Raw genomic sequence first — 22,000 nt, 5'->3', positions numbered from 1 at the left:
CCGCCGAGGCATTCCCCACGCCTCCTCTATACTCCTTGTCCCAAGAAGCCCGCAATCGGATTGGTTTGATGTCTCGTTTTCGTCGTGTGCTGCGTTGGGGTTTGGTGGGTTTTCTGGGTGCGGCCGTCCTGGGGGTCCTCGGGCTCGGGCTGCTTTACTTCCTGATCGCGCCGAAGCTGCCCGACGTGGACCAGCTCCGGAACGTGGCTCTGCAGGAGCCGATGTACGTGTACGCGCGCGACGGGCGCCTGATGGCCCTGTTCGGCGAAACGCGGCGCTACCCCATCCAGATCGAGAAGGTCCCGCCGCGCCTGAAGCAATCCTTCATCGCCATCGAGGACTCGCGCTTCTACGAGCACCACGGCGTCGACTACAAGGGCGTGGCGCGCGCGGTGTGGCTGCTGGCCACCACCAACGACAAGCGCGTGCCGGGCGGTTCGACGATCACCCAGCAGGTCGCGCGCCAGTTCTTCCTGAGCTCCGAATACAGCTACTCGCGCAAGATCGCCGAGATGATGCTGGCGATGCGCATGGAGAAGGAGCTGACCAAGGATGAGATCCTCGAGCTCTATCTCAACAAGAGTTTCTTCGGCAATCGCGCCTACGGCGTGGCCGCGGCGGCGGAATTCTATTTCGGCAAGTCGCTCGACCAGCTCTCGCTCGACGAGATGGCCACGCTCGCGTCGATCCCGAAATTCCCGTCCAGCGGCAACCCGATCACCAATCCCGAACGCGCGAAGATCCGCCGCGACTACGTGCTGCAGCGCATGCGCGAGCTGCGTTTCATCTCGCCGGCCGAAGAACAGGCCAGCGCGTCGGTGGCGATGCACGCCACGCCGCATGAGCGCCCGATCGAGGTGTACGCGCCGTACGTGGCCGAGATGGTGCGACAGGAAATGGTCGCGCGTTTCGGCGGCGACGTTCTGACCAAGGGTTACCACGTCACCACGACGATCGACCCGACGCTGCAGGCCGCCGCCGACCAGGCGATCCGCGATGGCCTGTTGGTGTACGACCACCGCCACGGTTGGCGCGGCGCCGAGAAGCAGGTGGAACTGCAGGCGAACGAAACGCCCGAAGCACTGCGTGCGCACCTGCGCGGCGTCATCACCCAGGCCAATCTGTTGCCTGCGCTCGTCACCGGCACCGAAGGCGGCAACGCGACCGTCATGCTCGGCGACGGCACGGAACTGACCCTCGATGCCAAGTCGAGCCAGTGGACCGGCAAATCGCCGGGCGAGCTCCTCAAGCGAGGCGACATCGTGCGCGTGCGCAAGGACCTCCCGCGCGCCACGCTCGACAAGGACGGCAAGCCGGTGCCGCCGCCGGCCGATGCCACGACCACTTACGCGCTCGACCAGGTGCCGCGCGCGCAGTCGACGCTGATTTCGATGGAAGCCGACACTGGCGCGTTGCGCGCCCTCGTCGGCGGCTACAGCTTCGCCGCGAACAAGTTCAACCGCGCCACGCAGTCGCGTCGCCAGCCCGGTTCGAGCTTCAAGCCCTTCCTGTACGCGGCGGCGTTCGACCGGGGCTACAACCCCGCCTCGATCGTGCTCGACGCGCCCGTCGTGTTCCGCGACCGCGTCGGCCACCTGTGGCGCCCGCAGAACGACTCGGGCAACTTCGCCGGCCCGATGCGTCTGCGCGAAGCGCTCGTGCAGTCGCGCAACCTGGTCTCGGTGCGCCTGCTCGACGCGATCGGCGTGGACTACGCGCGCAAGTACATCAGCCACTTCGGTTTCCCGATCGACCAGCTGGTGCCGAACCTGTCGATGTCGCTCGGCAGTTCGTCGCTGCAGCCGCTGGCGGTCGCGCGCGGTTACGCCGTGTTCGCCAACGGTGGTTTCCTCGTCACGCCCTACCTCGTCGACGACGTGAAGGACCGCAGCGGCAAGGTGATCTTCAAGGAAAAGCCGCTGGTGGCCTGCCGCGGTTGCGGCATGCGCAACGGGCAGTTGGTGACCTCCACGGTCGTCGACGGTTTCGACCTGGGCAATGCGCCGGCGTCGCCCTCGACGGTGAAGACCTCCAAGCCCGCCGAACCGGTGAAGCTCGCCGAAGGCACCACGCTCGCGCCGCGCGCGATCGACGAACGCACGGCCTACCAGCTCGTGTCGATGATGCGCGACGTCGTGCAGCGCGGCACCGGCACGGCCGCCAAGGTCCTCGGCCGCGAAGACGTCGGCGGCAAGACCGGTTCGACCAACGACCATCGCGACGCGTGGTTCTCCGGCTTCGGCGGCAACATGGCGACCACCGTGTGGGTCGGCCGCGACGACTACAAATCGCTCGGCTACCGCGAGTACGGCGGCAAGGCCGCGTTGCCGATCTGGATCGACTACATGCGCGTCGCGCTGCAAGGCCGCCCGGTGATGGCGAACGACCCGCCCGAGGGCATGGTCGAAGTCGCGGTGGGTCCGGGCGGTCACCTCATCCCGGGCAGCACCGGCGGCATCACCGAATGGGTGAAGGCCGAAGACCTCGAACGGATGGAAAGCTACGTCGACTACGGCCCCGACGACCAGGCGCCGAGCGAAGACACGTACGACATCTTCTGAGCCCGCGCCGGCCACGGCCGGCGTGACGGTTCGCGCGCGGGTCGATGCGTTACAGTCGGCCCGGGTCGACTCGGGAGACGCACCATGCACCACGCCCAGCAACACGCGCAGACCCGAACCCTCGAACGCCGCCGCCGCCTCGCCCACGAGGCCGCGCGCCTGATGGCCGAAAGCGGCATCCGCGATTTCCACCAGGCCAAGCGCAAGGCCGCCGAACGCCTGGGCATCCACGACGACGCATCGCTGCCGCGCAACCGCGAGATCGAAGATGCGTTGCGCGAATACCAGCGCCTGTTCCAGGGCGACGCGCAGGCGGCCGGCTTGCGCGCGCGCCGCGACGCCGCATTGCGCGCGCTGGAATTCTTCGCGGTGTTCGACGCGCGCCTCGTCGGCCCGGTCCTCGACGGCACCGCCGATCGTTACTCGCCCGTCGCCTTGCACCTGTACACGGACGATGCCGAAGCCGTCGTGCGTTACCTGGAGCAGCACCTGATTCCCGCCGAGTCGCGTTCGCGCCGCATCCGCTTCGATCGCGAACGCGCCGACGACGTGTCGGTGTGGGTGTTCAGCGCCGAAGACCTGACTTTCGACCTGACCGTGCTGCCGCGCGATGCGCTGCGGCAGTCGCCGCTGTCGTCGATCGACGAGAAACCGATGAAGCGTGCGTCGCTGACGCAACTGCGCGAGCTGATCGCCGAAGACGAGATCGCCGGTTACGAAGCCGGGAAATAAAAAAAGCCCCGCGGACGCGGGGCTTTTCGTTTTCGCATCGATCGGTCAGCGCTTGGCCAGGTCGACGTAATCGCGCTCGGCGTAACCGGTGTAGATCTGGCGCGGACGGCCGATCTTGGCTTCCGGATCGGTCTGCTGTTCCAGCCAATGCGACACCCAGCCGGCGGTGCGCGCGATGGCGAACATCACGGTGAACATCTCCGTCGGGATGCCCAGCGCCTTGTAGATGATGCCCGAGTAGAAATCGACGTTCGGGTAGAGCTTGCGCTGCACGAAGTAATCGTCCTTCAGCGCGGCTTCCTCGAGCTTCATCGCCACGTCGAGCAGCGGGTCGTTGACCCCGAGCTCGCCGAGGACCTGGTAGGTCATCTCGCGGATGATCTTCGCGCGCGGATCGAAGTTCTTGTAAACGCGATGGCCGAAGCCCATCAGGCGGAAGCCCGATTCCTTGTCCTTCGCCTTGGCGACGGCCGAACCGACGTTCTCCGGACGGCCGATTTCTTCGAGCATCTTGAGCACGGCTTCGTTCGCACCACCGTGCGCAGGGCCCCACAGCGCGGCGACGCCGGCGGCGACGCACGCGTACGGGTTCGCGCCGGTGGAACCGACCAGGCGCACGGTCGAGGTCGACGCGTTCTGCTCGTGGTCGGCGTGCAGGATGAAGAGCAGGTCCAGCGCCTTGGCGGCGACCGGGCTGAGCTCCAGCGGCTCGCTCGGCACTTCCTTCATCATGTGCAGGAAGCGCGTGGTGTATTCGAGGTTGTTCTTCGGATAGCGGATCGGCCAGCCGATCGAATAGCGGTAGCAGGCGGCGGCGATCGTCGGCACTTTCGCGATCAGGCGGATCGCGGCGAGGCGGCGCTGTTCGGCGTCTTCCAGGTCGAGCGAGCCGTGGTAGAAGCTCGCCATCGAACCGAGCATGCCGACCATCATCGCCATCGGATGCGCGTCGTGGCGGAAGCCGTAGAGGAAGGTGCGGAAGGCCTCGTGCATCATCGTGTGATGCGTGACTTCGTGGTCGAAGGCTTCGAATTCGGTCTTCGACGGCAACTCGCCGTGCATCAGCAGGTAGGCCACTTCGAGGAAGCTCGAATTCTTCGCGAGCTGCTCGATCGGGTAACCGCGGTACAGCAGCACGCCTGCATCGCCGTCGATATAGGTCACGGCCGACTTGCACGCGGCGGTGGCGGTGAAGCCCGGATCGTAGGTGAAACAGCCGGTTTCCTTCGGCAGCTTCGCGATGTCGATGCAGGGCTGGCCGAGCACGGGATGCTGCACCGGCAGCGCGACGTTCTTGTCGCCGGCGGTCAACGTCACCTGGTCGAGTTTGGACACAAGACGCTCCTTCGAAAACGTAGAGCCGCGGGCGGCCGCGGAAGGCCGGAATTATTGCATGGGAACCGTTTTCCCGACGCGCGACTTTCGACCCGGCGCGCTGCCCCGGATTTGAAGGAATGCACTAAAAAACAGCCGCCCGAGGACCAGGGCCGGAAACGAAAACGGCCGCCCTGGGGCGGCCGTCGTCTGCATGCGGGCCCGAAGGCACGCCGCGGATTACTTCTGCGCGTAACGCTTGCGGAACTTGTCCACGCGACCGCTGGTGTCGACCAGCTTGTTCTTGCCCGTATAGAACGGGTGCGTGGCCGACGAGACTTCCACCTTGATCAGCGGATACTCGTTGCCGTCCTCCCACTTCGTCGTTTCCTTGGAGGCAAGCGTCGAGCGCGTGAGGATCTTGAAATCGGAAGTCACGTCGTGGAAAACCACTTCGCGATATTCGGGATGGATGCCGGCCTTCATGGCTGCCACCGGGTCTGAGCTGGGAAAGAGCGGCATTCTAGCCGGCCGGCTGAGCTCGGCGCAACCCATCCCACCCCCAAAAGGCTGAATCCCCCTACCCGGCCGCCAGCGCAGAGGCCACGCGGGCCTCGAACGCCGCCTGGTCGTAGCGCAGCAGGATCGCGACATTGTCGGGCCGGCCTTCTTCACGCCGCCAGTCCACGATCGTGGCGCCGCGTGTGTGGCGGCCTTCCAGTTCGATCGTCATCGGGCGCTGCGCGATGTCGAGCGTACTCGCCGGATCCAGGGCGTAAGCCATCGCCAGCGCGTCGGCCGAATGCCAATTCTCCCCGCGGCGCGCGGCGGCCCAGTCGCGCGTGCGGCGCGAGATCGCATCGTAGAAGCGCGCGCGCGGCGAATTCGCCTGCAGCCACTGCTCGAAACGTTCGTGCGGGAACCCGTGCGCCATCACCGCTTCCCAATCGACGAGCTCGGTGCGCGCGAACGAGGAAAACACGATGTGCGCCGCTTCCGGATCGAAAGCGATGTTGAACTCCGCCGCCGCGGTGATGTTGCCGTGCGCGGTCACCGCGCCGCCCATCACGACCAGGCGCGCGATGCGCGTGGGCAGCGTCGGATCCAGTGTCAGCGCGAGCGCCAGATTGGTCAGCGGGCCGAGCGCGACGAGCAACAGCTTGCCCGCGTGCGCATGCGACAGGCGCAGGATCGCGAGCGCCGCATGTTCGGTTTCCGCGGCGCGGGCCGGCGCGTCGTAGGCGATGTCGCCGAAACCATCGAGGCCGTGGACATAGCCCGCATCGCGCGCCGGATGGAGCAGCGGCGCCTGCGTGCCCGCGAACACCGGCACCGGATGCTGCGCGACTTCGCAGAGTTTCAGCGCGTTGCGCACCGTGTGCGCGAGGCCCACGTTGCCCGCGGCGATCGTCAGGCCGACGACTTCGTGCCGCGGGTCGTCGAAGGCCATCAGCAGCGCGAGCGCATCGTCGACGCCGGGATCGGTGTCGATCAGGAGGGGAATGCGGGTCATGTGTTCGAAACCTTGTGCCTATGCGGAAGCGTAGCGCGCCGCGCCGCCGACCCAACGGTCGATGACGCGATCGGCCAGCGCGGGGTCGTCGGCGAGCAAGCGATCGGCGAGCGCGCGCACCTGCGGCAACATCGCCGCATCGCGCGCCAGGTCGGCGACGCGGAACGCGGCCAGGCCCGTCTGCCTGGTGCCGAGTAGCTCGCCCGGCCCGCGCAGTTGCAGGTCCTTTTCGGCAATCACGAAGCCGTCGTTGGTTTCGCGCATCGTTTCCAGGCGCTGCCGGGCCATCAGCGACAGCGGCGATTGATACAACAGCACGCACGAAGACACCGCGCTGCCTCGCCCCACGCGCCCGCGCAACTGGTGCAACTGCGACAGGCCGAGGCGTTCGGCGTTCTCGATGATCATCAAGGACGCATTGGGCACGTCGACGCCGACTTCGATCACGGTGGTCGCCACGAGCAGATCGAGCGCGCCTTCCTTGAACGCGCGCATCGTCGCCTGTTTCTCGGCGGCCTTCATGCGCCCGTGCACGAGGCCGACGCGCACCTTCGGCAGCGCGGCGGACAGTGTCTCGAACGTTGACTGCGCCGCTTGCGCCACCACTTCGTCGGAATCATCGATCAGCGTGCACACCCAATACGCCTGCCGGCCTTCGGCGCACGCCGCGCGGATGCGTTCGATCAGTTCGGGGCGGCGATCGCTGCTCAGCGCGACCGTCTGGACCGGCGTGCGGCCCGGTGGAAGTTCGTCGATCGCCGAAACGTCGAGGTCGGCGTAGGCCGCCATCGCCAGCGTGCGCGGGATGGGCGTCGCGGTCATCACGAGTTGATGCGGCACGCTGTCGCCGCCGGCGCCCTTGTCGCGCAAGGCGAGCCGCTGGTGCACGCCGAAGCGATGTTGTTCGTCGACGATCGCCAGTGCGAGATCGTCGAACACCACGCCTTCCTGCATCAACGCATGCGTGCCGACCACGACCTGGGCTTCGCCCGAAGCCACCGCCGCGAGCACCTGCGTGCGCGCCTTGCCGGTGACTTTTCCCGCCAGCCATGCGACGCGCACGCCGAGCGGCTCGAGCCACCCGCGCAGGTTCACCAGGTGTTGCTCGGCAAGCAACTCGGTCGGCGCCATCAACGCGGCCTGGCGCTTGCCTTCGACCGCGAGCATCGCCGCGAGCGCGGCGACGACGGTCTTGCCGCTGCCGACGTCGCCTTGCACCAGGCGCAGCATCGGATGCGGTTGCGCGAGATCGTGGCGCAGTTGTGCGTAGACGCGCGCCTGCGCACCGGTGAGCGCGAAGGGAAGCGAGGCTTGCAAACGATCGGCCAACACGCCGGGCGCGTCGAGCACCGGTGCGCGATGCCGCTGCAAGGCGATGCGCTGGCGTCGCAGGCTCAGGTTGTGCGCCAGCAATTCTTCGAGCGCAAGCCGTTGCTGCGCCGGATGCGTGCCTGCGAGCAAGGCATGGATGTCCGCATCGCGCGGCGGGCGATGCATCGTGAGCAAGGCATCGCGGAGCGAGGGCAGGTTCAATTCGGCGCGCATCGCCGACGGCAGCAATTCCAGCGCGTCGGCGTCGGGCAACTTGTCGAGCGCCTGGCCGATCAACTTGCGCAATGCGCCGGGGCCGATGCCTTCGATCGCCGGATACACCGGGTCGAGCAATTCGCCGAGCGCGTCGTCGGCATCGCCGACCACGCGGTAACTCGGATGCACGATCTCCATGCCCTTCTGCCCCGCGCGCGGTGTGCCGTAGCAGCGCACGCGCGTGCCCGGCGCGAACTGCGCCGCCTGCTGCGCGCGGAAATGGAAGAAGCGCAGCAACAGCGTGCCCTGCGAGTCGTCGCCGATGGCCACGCGCAACGAAGGGCGAAAGCGGAATCCGCGATCCACCGCTTCGACCACGCCTTCGACCTGCGCCGGCTGGCCCGGCTTCAGGGCACGGATCGGCGTGAGCGAAGTGCGGTCTTCATATTGGCGCGGCAGGTGCAGCCACAGGTCCTGCAGCGTGAGCAGGCCGCGCGTGGCGAGCTTCTCGGCCACGCGCGGGCCCACGCCCCCGAGCGAGGACAGCGGTGCATCGCCTGCGGCGGCGAATCCGGGAATGGGTCGTGCGACGCGCGCCACGAAGTGCGTGCGATGCGTCAGCGCAGGACGAGGATGGCGTCGACCTCGAACTGCGCGCCGCGCGGAAGCCCGGACACCTCGATGGTCGAACGCGCGGGGAACGGTGCGTCGAAATACTCCGACATCACCTGGTTGACGACCGCGAACTGCCCCAGGTCGATGAGGTACAGGCCCAGGCGCACGACGTCGGCGAGCGAGCCGTCGGCGGCTTCGCACACGGCCTTGAGGTTTTCGAACGCGCGGCGCGCCTGCGCCTCGATATCGCCTTCGACCAACAGGCCGGTGGCGGGATCCAGCGCGATCTGGCCGGAGAGGAACACCGTGTCGCCGGCGCGCGTGGCCTGCGAATACGGCCCGATGGCCGCGGGCGCGCGGTCGGTATGGATGGGCTGGCGGGGCATCGGTCGAGCTCCGTTACGTGAAGGTGATGCGCGAAGTGTAGCGGCCTCTACAGGCGCTGCACGCCATGCACCACGTGCAGGCGGCGCACGCGACGGATCACGTCGGCCAGGTGCTTGCGGTCGTGCACTTCGATCGAGAAGCGGATCGCGCTGATGTTGCTGTCGCGCTCGACGTATTCGACGCGGTCGATGTTCGATTCGGCCTGCGCGATCGCGGCGGCGACCTGCGCGAGCACGCCCGGCCGGTTGTCGACTTCGATCTTCAGCGCGGCCTGGTAATCGCCGCTGACTTCGCGATCCCAGCCCACGGGCACCCAGCGCTCGGGATTCTTGCGCAGCTCCACGACGTTCGGGCATTCGATCCGGTGCACCACGATGCCGCGGCCGGCGGTGTGGTAGCCCATGATCTCGTCGCCCGGGATCGGCAGGCAGCAGTTGGCGAAGGTGATGACCCCGCGTTCGGCGCCGGTGATCAGGATGCGGTCGGTCGAGGGGCGGAACAGGCCGGCGGCGTCGAGCAGCTCGCTGTTGTCCATGACATCCGGCGCGCGGCGCGCGAGCACGTTGGCGACCTGCGACGGCATGCGGTTGCCGAGCGCGATGTCGGCGAGCAGCGCTTCCAGGCGCGGATAGCGGTGCTCGGACAAATACGCTTCCAGATGCTGCGGCGGAAGCCGGTCGAGCGAAGTGCCCAGGGTTTCCAGCGAACGGTCGAGCATGCGATGGCCGAGCTGCACGGCGTCTTCGTGCTCCAGGTGCTTGAGCTGGTGGCGGATCGCGGTGCGCGCCTTGCCCGAGACCACGAACTCCAGCCACTGCGGCTTGGGCGTCGAGGACTTGGCGGTGATGATCTCCACCGTCTGCCCGCTCACCAGCTTGGTGCGCAGCGGCACCAGCGCGCGATCCACGCGCGCGGCCACGGCCTTGTTGCCGACATCGGTATGCACCGCGTAGGCGAAGTCGAGCACCGTCGCGTTGCGCGGCAGCGACAGGATCGCGCCCTTGGGCGTGAACAGGTACACCTCGTCGGGGAACAGGTCGACCTTGACGTTCTCGAGGAACTCCAGCGACGAACCGGTCGAACGCTGCGATTCCACCAGGTTGGCGATCCACTGCGACGCGCGGCTCTGCGCGCTCGTCGGCGTTTCGCCGCCATGCTTGTACGACCAGTGCGCCGCGATCCCGCGTTCGGCGATCAGGTCCATCTCCTCGGTGCGGATCTGCACTTCGATCGGCGAACCGTAGGGCCCGAACAACACCGTGTGCAGCGACTGGTAACCGTTGGTCTTGGGGATCGCGATGAAATCGCGGAAGCGCCCGTCCAGCGGCTTGAACGCGGTGTGCACGACACCGAGCGCGTGGTAACACTCCGGCACGGTGCGCACGACGATGCGGAAGCCGAACACATCCATCACCTGGTCGAGCGTCTTTCCTTCCGCGCGCATCTTGCTGTAGATGCTCCACGGCGACTTGATGCGGCCGACCAGCCGATACGAGAAGCCTTCCTTCGTCAAACGCTGCGCCAGGCGCGCTTCGATCTGCGTCAGCGATTCGCGGCGCACGACCGGCTGCATGCGGATGCGCTTTTCGATCACCGCGTGCCGCCACGGATGCAGCCCGCGGAAGCCCAGGTCCTGCAGCTCGGCCTTGATCAGGTTCATGCCCAGGCGCTGCGCGATGGGCGCGTAGATCTCCAGGGTTTCGGTCGCGATGCGGCGGCGCGCTTCGACGCTCTGCGCGCCCAGCGTGCGCATGTTGTGCAGGCGGTCGGCGAGCTTGATCAGGATCACGCGCAGGTCGCGCGCCATCGCCAGCAGCATCTTGCGGAAACTTTCCGCGGCGGCTTCCTGGCGGTCGCGGAACTGGAGCTTGTCCAGCTTGGTGACGCCGTCGACCAGGTCGGCCACCGTCTCACCGAACTCCTTGGCGATCGCCAGGCGCGTGAGCGGCGTGTCCTCGATCGTGTCGTGGAGGATCGCCGCGATCAGGGTTTCGACGTCGAGGCGTTCTTCGGCCAGCACCGTCGCGACGGCGACCGGATGCGTGATGTAGGGCTCGCCCGACTTGCGGGTCTGGCCGACGTGGGCGGCGGCACCGACGGCCCATGCGCGGCGCAGCAGGCCTAGCTGGTCGACGGGCAGGTAGGACGCGGCCTTTTCCAGCGCGAGGACGTACTCGGGGACCACCGGGGTCGACGGCGGCTCGAGCAGATGCGCGGATTCGGGGGACGGCATGCAGGCAGCCTACCGCTTTTGCCCCGCCCCACAAAGGAAAAGCCCCGCTGGCGCGGGGCTTCGGGACTCAGTCGTCGCCCTTGGACATATCGTCGTCGGCGACCACTTCGGCGGCGGCCCATTCGAGGGCTTCGCGCTCCTTGCGCTCGCGCTCGGCCTTGTCGACCGCGTCGATGTAATCGGTGTCGATCTGGCGGGCGGCGATCTCGCGCAGCGCGAGGACCGTCGGCTTGTCGTTGTTTTCGGTGTTGTCGATGCGGGGCTCGACGCCGTTGGCGAGCTGGCGCGCGCGCTTGGCGGCCATCATCACGAGTTCGAAGCGGTTGTCGACCACTTCCAGGCAATCTTCGACGGTAATGCGGGCCATGGGGCTCCGGGGCCTTGCGGCCAGGCTGGATCAGAAGGGGCGCGATTGTAGGGGGGCGGCCGTCGCCTCTGCAAGCCCGGTCCTTTGAAATCAGTGAGTTGCGTTCACGAATCCGCCAGCAGGGCGGCGATCAGCGCCCCATGGCGCGCCTGCTGCATCGGCCGGCGCAGGCGGCTGGCCACGAAAATCGCGCACATCTCGTCGACCGCGGCCTCGAAATGCTCGTTGACGATCACGTAGTCGAAGTCGGCGTAGTGCGACATCTCTTCACGCGCGGCCGCGATGCGGCGCTGGATCGTGGCTTCGCTGTCCTGCGCGCGCTTGCGCATGCGCTCTTCGAGGGCTGCGCGCGAGGGCGGCAGGATGAAGACGCTCACCGCCTCGGGCACCTGCTTGCGGACCTGCAGCGCCCCCTGCCAGTCGATTTCCAGCAGCACGTCGTGGCCGGCCGCCAGCTGCGGTTCGACCGACTGCTTCGCCGTTCCCTTCCAGTCGCCATGCACGAGTGCGTGTTCGAAGAAATCGCCCTCGGCGACCATGTGCCGGAATTGATCGGCGCTGACGAAGTGATAGTGCTCTGCGTGCCGCTCGCCCGGGCGCGGGTCGCGCGAGGTGAACGAAATCGACAGGCGGATGTTGCGGTCGCGCGCCAGGCACGCGTTGACGATGCTGGATTTGCCGGCGCCCGAGGGCGCGGCCACGATGAACAGCGTTCCGCGCATGTGGCTCATTCGATGTTTCCGGCTATTCAATATTTTGAATCTGTTCGCGGATCTGGTCGATCAATACCTTGAGCTCGACCGCCGCATTGGAAGTCCGCGCATCGACCGACTTGCTGCCGAGCGTGTTCGCCTCGCGGTTGAATTCCTGCAGCAGGAAATCCAGGCGCCGGCCCACCGGCTCCTTCTGGCCCAGCGCGCGCTTGAGTTCGGCGACATGGCTGTCGAGGCGGTCGAGTTCCTCGTCCACATCGAGTTTCTGCAGGCCGAGCACGAGTTCCTGTTCGAAGCGGCCCGGATCCACCGGCTGCGCGAGATCGGCCAGGCGCGTTTCGAGTTTCTGCTTCAGCGCCCCACGGATGGTCGGCACGAGCGTGCGGACATCGGCGGCGATGCGCGCGATGCCGGCGTTGCGTTCGGCGATCACCGCGGCGAGGCTGGCGCCTTCGCGTTCGCGCGCGGCGACGAAGTCGGAGATCACCGCGTCGAGCAGCGACAAGGCTTCGGCGTGGAGCGCGGAAGTGTCGGTCGCCCGCGTGCCGAGCACGCCGGGGAATTGCAGCAGTTCGGTGAAACCGATCTGCAACGTCGGGAAACGGTTCTGCAGGTCGCGCGCGATGTCGGCCAACTGTTCGACCACGGCCGTGTCCACGCGCAGCGCCTCGCTGCCTTCCGGCGCCCGCAGGCGCATGCCGACGTCGACCTTGCCGCGCGAAATGCGCGCACTGATCCGTTCGCGCATCGCCGGTTCCAGCGCGCGCAGGTCGTCGGGCAGGCGGGTGCCGATTTCCAGGAAGCGATGGTTCACCGAGCGCAGCTCGCACGACAGCGTGCCCCAGGGCGTCGGGCGTTCGCCGGAAGCGAAGGCGGTCATGCTGCGGATCACGGGCTGTCCAATGGCGTCGCGCGGGGCGATGGAGGGCGGATGGTAATCTAGCGGCCCGCATCCTGCGTTCCCCCCGGAATTCCCATGACCGTCGTGCGCCCCAGCGGCCGCATGCCCGAACAACTGCGGGCCGTCTCCCTCCAGCGCGGGTTCACCCGCCACGCCGAGGGTTCGGTGCTCGTCTCCTTCGGCGACACCCGCGTGTTGTGCACCGCCAGCGTCGAAAACCGCGTTCCCCCCTTCCTCCGCGGCAAGGGCGAGGGCTGGGTCACGGCCGAGTACGGCATGCTCCCGCGCGCCACGCACACCCGCTCCGATCGCGAGGCCGCGCGCGGCAAGCAGGGCGGCCGCACGCTGGAAATCCAGCGCCTCATCGGCCGCGCGCTGCGCGCCTGCGTCGACCGCAACGCGCTGGGCGAACGCACCATCACGCTCGATTGCGACGTCCTGCAAGCCGACGGCGGTACGCGCACGGCCGCCATCACCGGTGCCTACGTGGCCCTGGTCGATGCGGTGCGCCAGTTGCAGCAGCGCCGCGAAATCACCAAGGACCCGATCTTCGGCGCGGTGGCCGCGGTGTCGGTCGGCATCTACAAGGGCGTGCCCGTGCTCGACCTCGACTATGCCGAAGACAGCGGCTGCGACACCGACATGAACGTGGTGATGAACGACGGCGGCGGCTTCATCGAACTGCAGGGCACGGCCGAAGGCCACGCCTTCCGCCGCGACGAACTCGACCGCCTGCTCGCGCTGGCCGAAACCGGCATCGCGCAATTGTTCGCCGCGCAGCGCGAGGCCTTGGCGCAAACGTGAACGCGGTGCGCAAACTGGTCCTGGCAAGCGGCAACACCGGCAAGCTGGTCGAACTCCGCGACCTGCTCGCCGATGCGGGCCTGGCCTTGCACGCGCAGTCCGAATTCGGCGTGCGGGACATCGACGAGACCGGCCTGACCTTCGTCGAGAACGCATTGCTGAAGGCGCGGCATGCCGCGCGCGAAACCGGCCTGCCGGCGCTCGGCGACGATTCGGGCCTGTGCGTGGATGCGCTCGGCGGCGCGCCCGGTTTGTATTCGGCGCGTTACGCCGGTGCGCACGGCGATGCGCAGGCGAACATCGCCAAGTTGCTGGACGCACTGCGCGATGTTCCCGACGCGCAACGCACCGCGCACTTCCACGCCGTCGTGGTGTTGCTGCGCACGCCCGAGGATCCGCAACCGATCATCGCTGAAGGCCGCTGGCCCGGTCGCATCCTGCCTGCGCCACAGGGCGATGGCGGATTCGGTTACGACCCGGTGTTCCTCGACCCGATGCTCGGCCGCTCCGCCGCGCAACTGGATGCGCCGACCAAGCACGCACGCAGCCATCGCGGATTGGCGCTTGCCACGTTGCGCGCGCGCCTGCACGAACTTTAAGTCTTCGCACCGCGATGTCCCTGCTCACGCCCCCGCTGTCGCTCTACGTCCACCTGCCGTGGTGCGTGCGCAAATGTCCGTACTGCGATTTCAATTCGCACGAACAACGCGGCGTGCTCCCCTTCGGCGCCTACGTCGATGCGTTGATCGCCGACCTCGACCAGGACCTGCCGCTCGCGTGGGGACGCGTGGTGCATTCGGTGTTCTTCGGCGGCGGCACGCCGTCGTTGTTCCCGCCCGAAGCGATCGATGCGTTCCTGCAACAGGCCAGCGCGCGCCTGCGCTTCGCGCCGGGGCTGGAAATCACCCTGGAAACCAACCCGGGCACCGCCGAACACGGGCGTTTCGAAGGCTATCGCGCCGCGGGCGTGAACCGTTTGAGCTTCGGCATCCAGAGTTTCGACGATGGGTGCCTGCAACGCCTGGGGCGCATCCACGACAGTCGCGAAGCCGACAGCGCGGTGAAGCTGGCGCAGGACGCGGGCTACGACAACATCAATCTCGACCTGATGTACGCCTTGCCCGGACAAACCCTCGACATGGCGGTGAACGACGTCGAGCGCGCGCTCGCGCTGCAACCGGCGCACCTGTCGCATTACCAACTCACGCTCGAACCCAACACCGTGTTCGCCGCGCGCCCGCCGCAGGGCATTCCCGATCTCGACGAAAGCTGGGACATCCAGGAGGCCTGCCAGGCGCGGATCGCGCAAGCGGGCTTCGAACAGTACGAAGTCTCGGCCTACGCGCAGCCCGGGCGACAGTCGGCGCACAACCTCAATTACTGGCGCTTCGGCGATTACCTCGGCATCGGCGCCGGTGCGCACGGCAAGCTCACGCAGGGCGCGTCGCAATCGGTGCTGCGCCGCTGGAAGGTCAAGCACCCCACCGACTACCTGTTGAAGGCCGGCACGCCCGCGAGCATCGGCGGCGATGAAACCCTCACGACGCAACGCCTGCCCTTCGACTACATGCTCAATGCCCTGCGCCTGCATGAAGGCTTCGCGCTGGATGCCTTCGAGGCGCGCACCGGGTTGCCGCGCGCGGCCATCGCGCCGCAACTGGACCAGGCGCGCGAACTGGGCTGGGTCACCGTGGACACCGCCGGTCACGTGCGCCCGACCGAGCTGGGCCGGCGCTTCACCAACGACGTGATCGAACTGTTCCTCGCCGACGACTGACGCAGCGGGTCGGTGCCCGACCCTGCCCGTCGATCCACGCCGTGAAGCGGCATGGATGCGGCAGCGCAACGCATTTGCGAGTGGCGGGCGCCACAATGGCGTGTTATCTAGCGTCAACCGTTCCGCGCGAGCGACCGATGCCCGTTTCGTTCGACCTGCCCGGCACCCATACGCCTCCGGCGACCCTGGCCTCCGCCAACCTGCCGCGCCGCGTGCGCCGGGTGATGGAGCACCTCCTCAGCTTCGTCTCCGACGAGATGGCCCGCCATCTGTCGCAGATGCTCAACGAGGCCGAACAGCAACTGTTCCGGCTCGCCGACCACGCGCGCAATCCGGGCATCCAGGCCGGGCACATGGAAACCCTGCGCACGCTGCGGCTGAACCGGGCCGACCTGGTGCCGCGTTACCTGATCGGCCTGGAAGCCGCGCTGGCCGGGATCCGCGATCCCAAGCTCGCGCAGAAGATCGGCGGCACCGGCGCCAAGCCGCCCTCGTTCCGCAACCTCAGCCTGGTCGACGACGACTCGATGGACGAGGAATCGGTGCTGCGCGATATCGCGCTGCGCCACGAATCGCGCGCGAGCCTGCCGCTGCACCTGCTCGGCCAGCGCTTCGGCGTGCTCGCCGGCGCGCCGGCCTTCGACGCCGAACGGCTCGCAGTGGGCCCGCAGATGCTGGGGCGCATCCTGCGCGAAGCCACCAATGCGCTGCAGCTCGGGCTCGAGGCCCGGCTGCTGCTGTTCCGCACCTTCGACCGCATCGTGATGGTGCATTACTCGCACCTGGCCGAGACGATGAACGCGCTGCTCGAGCGCGACGGCATCCTCCCCAGCCTGGCCTACGTGCCGCTGCGCCTGCGGCCGACCGTGCAGAACGCCAAGCCGCAGCCGCGCCGCGAGAAGGGCGCGCCCGCGCCGCACGCGGGTGGAGGCGGTAGTGGCGGCGGCGAGGGGAGCTTCGCACTCGGCGGCGACGCCGAGGCTCCGCGTGCGACCGGCGCGGCCCCGGCCGAATCCGAAGGCGAAGGCGAGTCCGCCCCGCCCCCGCAGCCGCGCGTCGGTGGCGGCCGTGGCCGCGTCATGGGCCCGCGCGAACAATTGCGTCCGCACACCGCCTGGATGGGCGAAGCCGACGGTGAAGAGACCGGTTACGACGAAGACCAGGCCTATGCGCTGTTGCAGCAACTGCTGTCCGGCCGTCGCGACCTGATCGGCAAGCTGCGTCCGGGCCGCCCCGAACGTGCGCGCATGGAACTCACCACGCCCGACCTGTTGCGCGCGCTCGACTCGTTCGTCGCCTCGCCCGCCACCTCGCCCACCGGCAGCCCGCGCAGCCTGCTCGACATCAAGCAGACCCTGCTCGCGCAATCGCGCCAGGTGCACGGCAAGGGCGCGGCGTTCTCGCGCGAAGACAACGACGCGTTCGAACTGCTGGGCATGCTGTATTCGCAGATCGAGCGCGAAGTGCGGCGCGACACCCCCGCCGTCGGCCTGCTCGGCCGCCTGCAGGTGCCGCTGCTGCGCGTGGCCTTGCAGGACCGCGCGTTCTTCGTGCGCCAACAACATCCGGCGCGCCAGTTGCTCAACGCGGTCGCCGAGTCGGGCGCCACGTGGCTGGGCGACGAGGAAGTCGATCCGCAACTGGTGCATTCGCTGCGCGGCGCGGTCGAACATGTCGTCCAGAATTTCCGCGAAGACCCGGCCGCGTTCGACACCGCCAACCGCGAACTGCAGGCCAGCCTGCAACAACTCGCGCGCAAGGCCGAAGTCACCGAGCGCCGCCATGTCGAAGCGGCGCGCGGCAAGGAAAAACTCGAACTCGCCAAGCGTCGTTCCAACGAAGTGATCGAAGTTTCGGTGCGCGACCAGCGCCTGCCGAAGTTCGTGCGCGCGCTGCTCAACCAGGCCTGGGCCGACGTGCTCACCCTCTGCCTGCTGCGGCATGGCGAGGATTCGGAAGAGTGGCAACGCCAGCTCGAAGCCACGCAGCACATCGTCGCGGCCACCACCGGCAAGGCGACGGGCGAAGTCGACCCGCAACTGACGCAGCAGATCGAAAGCTCCCTGGTCCAGGTCGGATACCACATCGACGAAGCCGCGGCGATCGCGCGCCGCCTGACGACGGGCATCGCCGAAGACGAAGACGATCCGGCCTCGCGCACCGAACTTGCGATGAAGCTCAAGGCGCGCGCGCGCCTGGGCGAAGACTCGGAGACGCCGAAGCCGAAGATGGCGCCGCGCAATCCGGACGAACAGGCCGCGTACGAACACCTGCGCACCCTGCCCTTCGGCACGTGGTTCGAATTCGTTTCCAACCAGCAGGGCGACCGCGTGCGCCGTCGCCTGTCCTGGTTCAGCCCGATCACCGACAACGCCCTGTTCGTCAACCAGCGCGGCCAGCGCCTGGCCGAACAGTCGCTCGACAGCCTGGCGCGCATGATGGCGATCGGGCAGGCCTACATCGTCACCGCCGACAAGGGCCGCATCGTGGATCGCGCGTGGCAGGCGGCACTGAGTGCGTTGCGCAGTTTCGCCGGCGGCAAGGACAAGCAGGAGGAGGCATGATCGACGAATTCCGCCGTGCCAAGCGACGCAAGGTCGCCGACACGGTGATCGTGGTGGACACGATGGTCGATGCGGTCGTCGGCCGCCTGGGCAACCTGTCGGAGACCGGCATGCTGTTGATGGCGAACACCGCGATGCAGGAAGACGCGCTGTACCAGTTCCGCTTCAACCTCAACGATCCGCAGGGCCGCGAGGCGCCGATCGAAGTGGGCGCCCACCTGTTGTGGCAGGACGCCGCCCACGCATCGGGCCAGCGCTGGAGCGGGTTCCGCTTCATCACGGTGCCCGACGACCACATGAAGCAATTGCGCGAATGGATCGACGGGCCCGGCGGCCAGTACGAGTAACGACGAAAAAAAAGCCCCGCGAGAGCGGGGCTTTTCGATTCAAGCGCCGATCAGGCTTTCGGCGGGAATGCCGAGATTCTTGTGCAGGTTGCGGATCATGGCGACGGTGAGCTTGCGTTTGCCGTTCAGGACTTCATAGACGCGGTTGACCTGGCCGATGCTCGGCACCAGGTCCTTCGCGGTCAATCCACCCTGCTCCATCCGGAAACGGATCGCATCGATGGGGTTGGGCGCGTCGATCGGGAAGTGCCTGGCCTCATACGCCTCGACCAGCATCGAAAGCACTTCAAGGTAAGCGCCATCGTCGCTGTCGATATCGGGGTCGAGATCCACCAGGCGCGACACTTCCCGGAGCGCCTCCCGGTAATCCAGCTCGGTGCGAATCGGGTTGATGTTCATGCGTGCTCCACGGTCGCTGCATCCACGTTGTCGTATTGCGCATGCGTGCCGACGAACTTGATGAACACTACGCCCGTCCTGTACGCGATGGCGACGATCAGCCGGTAGTCGTTGCCCTTGATGTTGAAGACGACACGGTTTTTCCCAAGCACGCTGGCATTGCGGTAGTGCGCCTTCACGTCCGCGGGCGTGCGCCATTGGGCGCTCTTCGCCTCGTCGTACCACGCCTTCAGTGCTTGCTCGGTTTCCGGATGCCTTTCCCAGAACGTCCGCAGCGTCCCTACCGCGATGATCTTCATTGCCGGGGATCCTAGTCCCATTTTGGGACTGGCGCAACGGTCCCCCTTTTTTGCGGTTCAGGCCAGAATGGCGTCCCCCTCGTCGCCAACGTGCTCGCCATGTCCGCCAACCTCGCCACCCTGTACGCCGACCACCTCGACACGCTGAAGCGGCGCGCGGATGAAGCGTTGCAGCGCGGGGGCTTCGATGCGCTGGTGGTGCCGAGCGGACGCCTGCACTTCCAGTTCTTCGACGACCGCGACTATCCCTATGCGGTGAATCCGCAGTTCAAGGCCTGGCTGCCGCTGGTGCGCGTGCCCGACAGCTGGCTGGTGTACGAGCCCGGGCAGCGGCCGAAGGTGATCTACCTGCAGCCGTTCGACTATTGGCACGTGGTGCCGAGCGCGCCGTCGGGCGACTGGGTCGAGCACATGGACATCGTCGTCATCCGCAAGCCCGAAGAAGCCTTGCAGCATTTGCCGAAGGACGCCGCGCGCTGCGCGATCCTCGGCGAACCGCAGAGTGCGCTCGGCGATTTCGTGCCGAACAACCCCGAGCCCGTCGTCGCGTACCTGGAATACCACCGCGCGTTCAAGACGCCGTACGAGATCGAAAAGATGCGCGCCGCCAGCCGCATCGGCGTTCGTGCGCATCGCGCCGCGGAACGCGCGTTCCGCGCCGGCGCGAGCGAGTTCGGCATCCACCTGGCCTATTGCCAGGCCGCCGGGCAGGACGCGAACGACCTGCCGTACGGCAACATCGTCGCACTGAACGAACACGGCGCGGTGTTGCATTACACCGATCGCGACCGCATGCCGCCCAAGCCCGTGCGCAGTTTCCTGATCGACGCCGGCGCCAGCCACGACGGCTATGCGTGCGACATCACGCGCACCTATGCGCACGATACGGGCGACGAATTCCAGGCGATGATCGATGCAGTGGATCGCGCGCAGCTGGTGATGTGCGACCAGGTCCGCAACGGCGTCGACTATCGGCAGCTGCACCTGGACGCGCACTTGTCCCTGTCGAGCATCCTCAAGGAATTCGGCCTGATCACGGTGTCTCCTGAAGTCGCGGTGGAAACCGGCGTGACCTCGGCCTTCTTCCCGCACGGCATCGGCCATGGCATCGGCTTGCAGGTGCACGACGTGGCCGGCTTCGCACAGAGCGATCGCGGCGGCACCCTGCCCAAGCCCGACGGCCATCCCTACCTGCGCCTGACGCGCACGCTCGCACCGGGCATGGTGGTCACCATCGAGCCCGGCATCTACTTCATCGACATGCTGCTCGACCAGCTGAAGGATCGCGGCCTGGGCCCGAGCGTCGACTGGGGCCGCGTGGATGCGTTCCGCCCCTACGGCGGCATCCGCATCGAAGACGACGTGGTGTGCACCGACGATGCGCCGATCAATCTGACGCGCGAAGCGTTCGCGGGGTGAGCCACGGTCGGGCAGTACAATCCCCACCCCATGCGCCTGCTCCTGCAAGAACGGCCCACCGGCCGCGAGGCTCCGCGCTTCGTCCAGCTCCAACTCGAAGCCGACCTGCTCGGTGGCTGGACCCTCGTGCGCGAAACCGGGCAGATCGGCGGGCGCAGTTCCCTGCGGCGCGAGCAATACCTCGACCAGGGCACCGCGCTGGCCGCGTTCGAACACGCCCGCGACCTGCAACTGAAGAAAGGCTTCCAACTGATGTTCGTGCAGGGCGCCGACGCACCGCGCCCCTGACCCTTCCCATTTCCGCGAGAACCACCGCGTGACCCCCACCCTGAAGAACGATCGCTTCCTGCGCGCATTGCGTCGCGAACCCGTCGACGCCACGCCCGTGTGGCTGATGCGCCAGGCCGGCCGCTACCTGCCCGAATACCGCGCCACGCGTGCGAAAGCCGGCAGCTTCCTGGCGATGGCGAAGAACCCCGACCTCGCCTGCGAAGTCACGCTGCAACCGCTGGCGCGCTTCGACCTCGACGCCGCGATCCTGTTCTCCGACATCCTCACCGTGCCCGACGCGATGGGCCTGGGCCTGTACTTCGTCGAAGGCGAAGGCCCGAAATTCGAACGCCCCGTGCGCACCGCGGCCGACATCGCGAAGCTCGCCGTCCCCGACATGGGCAGCGAACTGCGCTATGTGATGGATGCGGTGTCGGTGATCCGTCGCGAACTCGACGGCCGCGTTCCGCTGATCGGCTTCTCCGGCAGCCCGTGGACGCTCGCGTGCTACATGGTCGAAGGCGGCGGCAGCGACAACTTCTCGAAGGTCAAGCGCCTCGCGCTCGACGATCCGAAGGCGATGCACGCGTTGTTGTCGATCAACACCGATGCGGTGATCGGCTACCTGCGCGCACAACGCGAAGCCGGCGCGCAGGCGCTGCAAGTGTTCGATACGTGGGGCGGCGTGCTGTCGCCGTCGATGTATCGCGAATTCTCCTTGCCTTACCTGACGCGCATCGCGCGCGAACTCGAACGCGGCGACGCGCCGCTGATCCTGTTCGGCAAGGGCAATGCGCCGTATCTCGAAGAACTCGCGGCCAGCGGCGCCGAAGGCGTCGGCGTGGACTGGCTGATCGAACTCGACGAAGCCGCACGCCGCACGCAGGGCAAGGTCGCGCTGCAGGGCAACCTGGATCCGGCGATGTTGTACGGCTCGCCCGACAGCGTGCGTGCACGGGTGCGCGAAGCGCTCGATAGCTATCAGGCGGGCAACGGCGGGTCGCGCGAAGGGCACGTGTTCAACCTCGGACATGGGTTGTCGCCGGATATGAATCCCGAGCACGTGGGCGCACTGGTCGACGAAGTGCACAAGCACAGCGCGCGCTGAGGGCGCATTCGGGCGACAGACGGAATTGTCCGCAGGGCGCAAGCGAAAACCTTCGCTGAAGAAGCGCTTCGTCCTCCACGCGGAATGTAGGTGCCGACCCCGAATGCGCATAAATTCGGGGCGTGCGACGACGTCTGCCACACGTGCATT

General features: G+C 67.4%; 21 protein-coding genes. 10 read left to right on the top strand and 11 right to left on the bottom strand.

Annotated elements, in window-relative coordinates; translation table 11 throughout:
- Window positions 1–68 precede the first annotated feature (68 nt).
- Both AB4059_RS15735 and AB4059_RS15730 read left to right on the top strand, forming a co-directional pair.
- Window positions 69–2,561 (top strand): penicillin-binding protein 1A, encoded by a 2,493-nt coding sequence (locus AB4059_RS15735; RefSeq protein WP_498980185.1) that lies wholly within the window; start codon window positions 69–71, stop codon window positions 2,559–2,561.
- A gap of 84 nt (window positions 2,562–2,645) precedes the next feature.
- Window positions 2,646–3,293, top strand: a complete 648-nt coding sequence (locus AB4059_RS15730; RefSeq protein WP_498980183.1) for a hypothetical protein — start codon at window positions 2,646–2,648, stop codon at window positions 3,291–3,293.
- Between the two features lie 45 nt (window positions 3,294–3,338).
- Here the strand turns inward: AB4059_RS15730 and AB4059_RS15725 are convergent, their stop codons facing one another.
- From AB4059_RS15725 to AB4059_RS15685, 9 genes are all read right to left on the bottom strand, one after another.
- On the bottom strand, window positions 3,339–4,628 hold the full coding sequence (locus AB4059_RS15725) for a citrate synthase (protein ID WP_498980181.1): 1,290 nt from the start codon (window positions 4,626–4,628) through the stop codon (window positions 3,339–3,341).
- Between the two features lie 219 nt (window positions 4,629–4,847).
- Entirely contained in the window at window positions 4,848–5,093 is a 246-nt protein-coding gene (locus AB4059_RS15720) for a type B 50S ribosomal protein L31 (RefSeq protein ID WP_498961096.1), read from the bottom strand.
- Window positions 5,094–5,187: 94 nt separating this feature from the next.
- Window positions 5,188–6,120: a nucleoside hydrolase gene (locus AB4059_RS15715; protein ID WP_498980180.1), complete on the bottom strand. Its 933-nt coding sequence runs from the start codon at window positions 6,118–6,120 to the stop codon at window positions 5,188–5,190.
- 18 nt (window positions 6,121–6,138) lie between these two features.
- Window positions 6,139–8,247, bottom strand: coding sequence for an ATP-dependent DNA helicase RecG (recG, locus tag AB4059_RS15710; RefSeq protein ID WP_498980179.1), 2,109 nt, complete (start codon window positions 8,245–8,247; stop codon window positions 6,139–6,141).
- A 17-nt stretch (window positions 8,248–8,264) separates the two neighbouring features.
- Entirely contained in the window at window positions 8,265–8,648 is a 384-nt protein-coding gene (locus AB4059_RS15705) for a RidA family protein (protein WP_498980178.1), read from the bottom strand.
- 47 nt (window positions 8,649–8,695) lie between these two features.
- Window positions 8,696–10,882 carry a RelA/SpoT family protein gene (locus AB4059_RS15700; RefSeq protein WP_498980176.1) on the bottom strand — a complete coding sequence of 729 codons (2,187 nt, stop codon included), beginning with the start codon at window positions 10,880–10,882 and terminating at the stop codon, window positions 8,696–8,698.
- Window positions 10,883–10,949: 67 nt separating this feature from the next.
- Window positions 10,950–11,249: a DNA-directed RNA polymerase subunit omega gene (gene rpoZ / locus AB4059_RS15695; protein WP_498961106.1), complete on the bottom strand. Its 300-nt coding sequence runs from the start codon at window positions 11,247–11,249 to the stop codon at window positions 10,950–10,952.
- A 104-nt stretch (window positions 11,250–11,353) separates the two neighbouring features.
- Window positions 11,354–11,971, bottom strand: a complete 618-nt coding sequence (gene gmk / locus AB4059_RS15690; protein ID WP_498980216.1) for a guanylate kinase — start codon at window positions 11,969–11,971, stop codon at window positions 11,354–11,356.
- Window positions 11,972–11,993: 22 nt separating this feature from the next.
- Complete coding sequence (locus AB4059_RS15685; RefSeq protein ID WP_498980174.1) at window positions 11,994–12,854, bottom strand: YicC/YloC family endoribonuclease; 861 nt, start codon at window positions 12,852–12,854, stop codon at window positions 11,994–11,996.
- Window positions 12,855–12,938: 84 nt separating this feature from the next.
- On the opposite strand from AB4059_RS15685, the gene rph reads away from it, so the two are divergent.
- From rph to AB4059_RS15660, 5 genes are all read left to right on the top strand, one after another.
- On the top strand, window positions 12,939–13,667 hold the full coding sequence (rph, locus tag AB4059_RS15680; RefSeq protein ID WP_498980173.1) for a ribonuclease PH: 729 nt from the start codon (window positions 12,939–12,941) through the stop codon (window positions 13,665–13,667).
- Between the two features lie 5 nt (window positions 13,668–13,672).
- Entirely contained in the window at window positions 13,673–14,266 is a 594-nt protein-coding gene (gene rdgB / locus AB4059_RS15675; protein WP_498980171.1) for an RdgB/HAM1 family non-canonical purine NTP pyrophosphatase, read from the top strand.
- A gap of 14 nt (window positions 14,267–14,280) precedes the next feature.
- On the top strand, window positions 14,281–15,444 hold the full coding sequence (gene hemW / locus AB4059_RS15670; RefSeq protein ID WP_498980170.1) for a radical SAM family heme chaperone HemW: 1,164 nt from the start codon (window positions 14,281–14,283) through the stop codon (window positions 15,442–15,444).
- A gap of 137 nt (window positions 15,445–15,581) precedes the next feature.
- On the top strand, window positions 15,582–18,008 hold the full coding sequence (locus AB4059_RS15665) for a DUF1631 domain-containing protein (RefSeq protein ID WP_498980169.1): 2,427 nt from the start codon (window positions 15,582–15,584) through the stop codon (window positions 18,006–18,008).
- Window positions 18,005–18,355 carry a PilZ domain-containing protein gene (locus tag AB4059_RS15660; RefSeq protein WP_498961118.1) on the top strand — a complete coding sequence of 117 codons (351 nt, stop codon included), beginning with the start codon at window positions 18,005–18,007 and terminating at the stop codon, window positions 18,353–18,355. Before AB4059_RS15665 ends, AB4059_RS15660 begins: the two co-directional genes overlap by 4 nt.
- A gap of 39 nt (window positions 18,356–18,394) precedes the next feature.
- Here the strand turns inward: AB4059_RS15660 and AB4059_RS15655 are convergent, their stop codons facing one another.
- Both AB4059_RS15655 and AB4059_RS15650 read right to left on the bottom strand, forming a co-directional pair.
- A complete protein-coding gene (locus tag AB4059_RS15655) occupies window positions 18,395–18,754 on the bottom strand; it encodes a helix-turn-helix domain-containing protein (RefSeq protein WP_498980167.1) in 360 nt (119 codons plus the stop codon).
- On the bottom strand, window positions 18,751–19,053 hold the full coding sequence (locus tag AB4059_RS15650; protein ID WP_498980165.1) for a type II toxin-antitoxin system HigB family toxin: 303 nt from the start codon (window positions 19,051–19,053) through the stop codon (window positions 18,751–18,753). Before AB4059_RS15650 ends, AB4059_RS15655 begins: the two co-directional genes overlap by 4 nt.
- Window positions 19,054–19,152: 99 nt before the next feature.
- Between AB4059_RS15650 and pepQ the strand changes: the two genes are divergently transcribed.
- The 3 genes from pepQ to hemE are packed head-to-tail and all read left to right on the top strand — an operon-like array spanning window position 19,153 to window position 21,850.
- Window positions 19,153–20,472 (top strand): Xaa-Pro dipeptidase, encoded by a 1,320-nt coding sequence (pepQ, locus tag AB4059_RS15645; protein WP_498980164.1) that lies wholly within the window; start codon window positions 19,153–19,155, stop codon window positions 20,470–20,472.
- Window positions 20,473–20,502: 30 nt separating this feature from the next.
- Window positions 20,503–20,760, top strand: a complete 258-nt coding sequence (locus AB4059_RS15640; protein WP_498980162.1) for a WGR domain-containing protein — start codon at window positions 20,503–20,505, stop codon at window positions 20,758–20,760.
- 28 nt (window positions 20,761–20,788) lie between these two features.
- Window positions 20,789–21,850 carry a uroporphyrinogen decarboxylase gene (gene hemE / locus AB4059_RS15635; protein WP_498980160.1) on the top strand — a complete coding sequence of 354 codons (1,062 nt, stop codon included), beginning with the start codon at window positions 20,789–20,791 and terminating at the stop codon, window positions 21,848–21,850.
- Window positions 21,851–22,000: the final 150 nt, after the last annotated feature.

The sequence above is a fragment of the Lysobacter sp. 2RAF19 genome (assembly GCF_052115395.1).
Classification (GTDB): Bacteria; Pseudomonadota; Gammaproteobacteria; order Xanthomonadales; family Xanthomonadaceae; genus Noviluteimonas.
The sequence above is the reverse complement of the archived record's forward strand: the minus strand, read 5'-3'. Positions and strand labels throughout refer to the sequence as shown.